The following is a 4,934-nucleotide window of genomic DNA, read 5'->3' on the forward strand; positions in this document are numbered from 1 at the left end:
CCCCCGCCCCGCGCCGCGCCTCTATCTGCTGGCGCGCCTCGACGACGGCGCCCTCCCCGCGCTCACGCCGGCGCTGACAACGGCGATGGCCGCGCTGGACGTCGCCGCGGTGCTGCTGCGCCCGGTCGGCGACGCGCCGCCCGGCGCGGCGCTGCGCCCGGTGGTGGCGGCCTGCCGCGACGCGGGTGCCGCGCTGCTGATCGAGGGCAATGTCGCGCTCGCCGAGGCGATCGAGGCTGACGGCGCGCATCTCGACGACACCGCCGCGCTCAAGGGCGCGCTGCCGGTGCTGCGCCCGCATGGCATCGCCGGCGTCGGCGGACTGCGCAGCAAGCACGACGCGATGACCGCCGGGGAGCTAGGCGCAGACTATGTGATGTTCGGCGAGCCCGACCTTGCCGGCCGGCGCCCGCCCTTCGAGGCCACGCTGGAGCGCGCCGACTGGTGGGCACAGCTTTTCGAGCTGCCCTGCGTCGCCTATGCGCGCACGCTGGAGGAGGTCGAGGCGCTGGTGGATGTCGGCGCAGACTTCGTCGCGGTGGACGACCTCGCCATTGGTGCAACGCCGGAACGCGTCGAAGCGCTCGCCCGCAGCCTCGCCGGCAGCGGGGATGAGGCGTGAACATGCCGCACCGGCCGATCATTGCCGGGCACTTCCTTGCGCGGCGTCTTCTTTCACGGAGTCTTCTTGCGCCGCTTGCCGCCGGCCTCGCGCTCGTGGCGGTTGCGGGCCCCGTGGCGGCGCAGGTCAACGCGCCCGCGAGCGCGCGGCCCGCGCAGCCCGCGAAGCCCGCGACCGCCAACTCGCCCGCGAAGCCCGCCACGAAACCGGCGGCCAAACCGGCCGCATCCAAGGCGAGCCCGGTTTCGCCCGACCCGGCGTTCTCAGCCTACCAGCGCGGCAAGTTCAAGACCGCTTTCGATCTCGCGGTACAGCGCGCCAATCGCGACGGCGATCCGGCCTCGATGGTGCTGGTGGGCGAGTTGCTCTCGCAGGGCTATGGCGTGCGGCAGGACGGTGTCGCCGCGCGCAAATGGTTCGAGGCCGCCGCCGCCAAGGGCAATGCCGATGCGCTGTTCACGCTGGCCGCCATGGATCTCGGACGCGGCGCGCTGAACAAGGACAATGCCGTCGACCGGCTCCGGCAGGCCGCCGAGAAGGGCAACGCCGCCGCCGCCTATAATCTCGGCCTGATCTATCTGGAAGGACAGGTCGCGCCGAAGGAGCCGGCGATCGCGGCGGGCTGGTTCCAGCGCGCCGCCGATCTCGACCAGCCCGACGCGCTCTATGCCCTCGCGACGCTGTATCGCGACGGCCACGGCGTGCCGAAGGACCCGGTGGAGATGGCGCGGCTGCTGCAACGCGCCGATATTGTCGGCAACCGGGTCGCGACCACGGAATATGCCATCGCGGTGTTCAACGGCTTCGGCGTGCCCAAGGACGAGGAGCGCGCCGCCGAGCTCTTCCGCAAGGCCGCGCTCGCCGGCAACGCCATCGCGCAGAACCGCTACGCCCGCATCCTCTCCGCCGGGCGCGGTGTGCCGCAGGATCTGGTGGCCGCCGCCACCTGGCACCTTGCCGCCAAGGCGCAGAAGCTGGACGACCCCGCGCTCGACAAGATGATGGAACAGCTTACACCCCAGCAGCGCACCCAGGCCCAGCAGCGGCTGGCGGTGTGGAGTGGCACGGCGACGCCGTGAGGTCGCATTGCGCCCTCCTGCCTTGCCACCGCCTGCCTTGCCACCGCCCGGATGCCGTCGCATACCCGCCCCGCAGCACGCTTTGCCGTGCCGGAATGGCGGCCATGCCTTGCCCCAGCCGCTTTGCGCCGCTACTCATCGTGGCGCGGAACGGGGCAAGGGCTGGCGCGCTCGCGCCGCCGGCAGGGGACTGGTTTCGGAAGGCGCTGCGGGAGCGGCTTTCGCGGCACTATCAGAGGTATGTTTTTGACCGTCTTCCGTCGATACCTGCCCTCCCTCCCGCAGGCGCTGCGCGCCCTGTGCCTGTCCGCGCTGCTGGTCGCCGCCCTGTTGTCAGCTCCCGCCGCGATGGCGCTGGAATCGGTGGCGATCCGGCTGGACACGCCGGTGGTCGATCTCGCCCCCGCGATCGAGATCCACACCAGCGAAACCGACCGGCTGCAGATTTCCACCGTGCCGGGCGCCGACGGCATCGTGCGCCGCATCGAGGTGCGCGCGGCGGTGCCCGGGCCGAACGGCAGCAAATGGGCGGTGTTCGCCCTCACCAACAACACCGACGAACAGGTCGACCGGCTGATCGTCGCGCCGCATTACCGTATGGTCGGCTCCGGCGTGTTCCTGCCCGATCTCGGCAACCGGCGCATTCTCAACATCACCGCGAGCCAGGGCTTCCGCCCGGAAAAGCAGAACGCGGCGGATGCCGACGTCTACATGATCACGCTCGACCCCGGCACCACGGTGACGCTGGTGGCGGAGCTGACCGACGCCCACCTGCCGCAGCTCTATCTGTGGGAGCCGGAGGCGTTCAAGGACAAGGTGAACTCCTTCACGCTCTATAACGGCATCGTCATCGGGATCGCCGGCCTGCTGGCGCTGTTCCTCACCATCCTGTTCGTGGTGAAGGGCTCCATCATGTTCCCGGCCGCCGCGGCGCTGGCCTGGGCGGTGCTCGGCTATATCGGCCTCGATTTCGGCTTCTGGTCGAAGGTGTTCGGCATCTCACCGCTGGCGCAGCAATTCTGGCGCGCGGCGGGCGAGGCGATTCTTGCCGCGACCCTCGTCGTATTCCTGTTCGCCTATCTCAATCTCAACCGCTGGCATGTGCGCTACGCCCACATCACCGCCGGCTGGCTGGTGTTCCTCGCGGCGCTGGTAGGGCTCGCGCTGCTCGACCCCTCGGCGGCGGCGGGCATCGCGCGGCCCTCGCTGATGATCGTGTCGTTCATGGGCTTCGGCGTGGTGCTGTGGCTCGCCTTCCACCGCTACGACCGCGCGGTGCTGATCATCCCCACCCTGTTCCTGCTGGTGGTCTGGGTCATCACCGCCGGCATGGCGGTTTCGGGCGCCATCGGCAACGACCTTGTAGCCCCCGCCCTGCTCGGCGGCCTGGTGCTGATCGTGATGCTGATCGGCTTCACCGTGATGCAGCACGCCTTCGCCGGCATCGGCGCCGTAGCCGGCAGCGCGCAGGAGCTGGAGCGCCGCGCGCTCGCCGTCGCCGGCTCGGGCGACATCGTGTGGGACTGGGACGTCGACACCGACCGCATCCATGTCAGCCCCGAGGCCGAACTGCTGCTCGGGCTCAAGCAGGGCGCGCTGGAGACCGAGGCCGCCGGCTGGCTTGACATCATCCACCCCGGCGATCGCGACCGCTTCCGCGCCACGCTGGACGGGCTGCTCGACCAGCGGCGCGGGCGCATCGACCAGGATTTCCGCCTGCGCGCCCATGACGGCCACTATCTGTGGTTCAACCTGCGCGCCCGGCCGGTGGTTGGCACAGACGGCGAGGTGGTGCGCTGCATCGGCACGCTCTCCGACGTCACCGAAAGCCGCACGGCCGAGGAGCGCATGCTCCACGACGCGGTGCATGACAACCTGACCGGCCTGCCGAACCGCGAATTGTTCATCGACCGGCTGACCTCGGCGATCGGCATGGCGCGCTCGGACGACACGCTGAAGCCGACCATCATGATGGTCGACCTCGACCGCTTCAAACAGGTCAATGCCAGCCTGGGCATGCCGGCCGGCGATTCCATCCTGCTCACCGTCGCCCGCCGCCTGATGCGCCTGACCAAGCAGCAGGACACGCTGGCGCGGCTCGGCGGTGACCATTTCGCGCTGATCCTGCTCTCGGAGAAGGACCCCGAGCGCATCACCGCCTTCGCCGACACGCTGCGCCGCACGCTGCGCGCGCCCATCACCTTCGGCGACCGCGAAATCTTCATCACCGCCTCGATCGGCCTGCTGCTCGCCGACGGCCAGTCCCGCGCCCCCACCGAAATGCTCAAGGACGCGGAGCTGGCCATGTATTTCGCCAAGCGCGTCGGCGGCGACCGCATCGAGGTGTTCCGCCCCTCCATGCGCACCCACAAGCTCGACCGGCTGACCCTGGAGAGCGACCTGCGCCAGGCGCTGGAGCGCGGCGAAATTAATGTTGCCTACCAGCCGATCGTCGACCTCCAGACCCGCGCCATCGCCGGCTTCGAGGCGCTGGCGCGCTGGCAGCACCCCACGCTCGGCACGCTCGGCCCGGACGATTTCATCGGCATCGCCGAGGATACCGGCCTCATCGTCGATCTCGGCCTGTTCATGCTCGACACCGCGGCCCGCCAGCTCGGCATCTGGCAGCGCGGCATGCGCGGCGAGCCGGTGTTCATGTGCGTGAACGTCTCCTCCCGCCAGATGCTGCGGCACGATCTGCTGCAGGACATCAAGGCGGTGCTGGCGCGCAACGTGGTGGCGCCCGGCACGCTGAAGCTGGAGCTGACCGAATCGCTCGCCATGGAGAACCCGGAATACGCCGCGCAGATCCTCATGCGCATGCGCGAACTCGGCGCCGGGCTCGCGCTGGACGATTTCGGCACCGGCTATTCCTCCATGGCCTATCTCCAGCGCTTCCCGTTCGACACCATCAAGATCGACCGCACTTTCGTGAAGGCGCTGGGGCGCAACGGCAACAAGGCTCAGCGCCCGATCATCCTGCGCACCATCGTCAACATGGCGCACGACCTCGGGATGGACATTGTGGCCGAAGGCATTGAGGCCGAGCCCGCCGCCGTGGCGCTCGGCAAGATCGGCTGCCGCTACGGGCAGGGCTATCTGTTCGGCGAGCCGATGTCGGCGGAAGACGCCCGCAAGCTGCTGCAGCCCGAGACCCAGCCGGCCTCGCTGCTGGAGCGCGGCCGCATGCTGGCGCGCCCCGGCTCGCGCAATGCCTCGCGCGACCCCGGTGC

General features: G+C 69.8%; 3 protein-coding genes. All 3 read left to right on the top strand.

Annotation, left to right across the window (positions count from 1 at the left end; translation table 11 throughout):
* The coding region (locus tag VRZ77_RS21565) for a thiamine phosphate synthase (RefSeq protein ID WP_414594618.1) at nucleotides 1–622 on the top strand (622 nt) is incomplete at its 5' end.
* A 2-nt stretch (nucleotides 623–624) separates the two neighbouring features.
* Nucleotides 625–1,701, top strand: a complete 1,077-nt coding sequence (locus VRZ77_RS21570) for a tetratricopeptide repeat protein (protein WP_414594620.1) — start codon at nucleotides 625–627, stop codon at nucleotides 1,699–1,701.
* Between the two features lie 240 nt (nucleotides 1,702–1,941).
* On the top strand, nucleotides 1,942–4,934 hold a 2,993-nt coding region (locus VRZ77_RS21575), incomplete at its 3' end, for an EAL domain-containing protein (protein ID WP_414594619.1).

Source organism: Ancylobacter sp. G4_0304, assembly GCF_047501495.1.
In the GTDB taxonomy this organism is placed as follows: domain Bacteria; phylum Pseudomonadota; class Alphaproteobacteria; order Rhizobiales; family Xanthobacteraceae; genus Ancylobacter.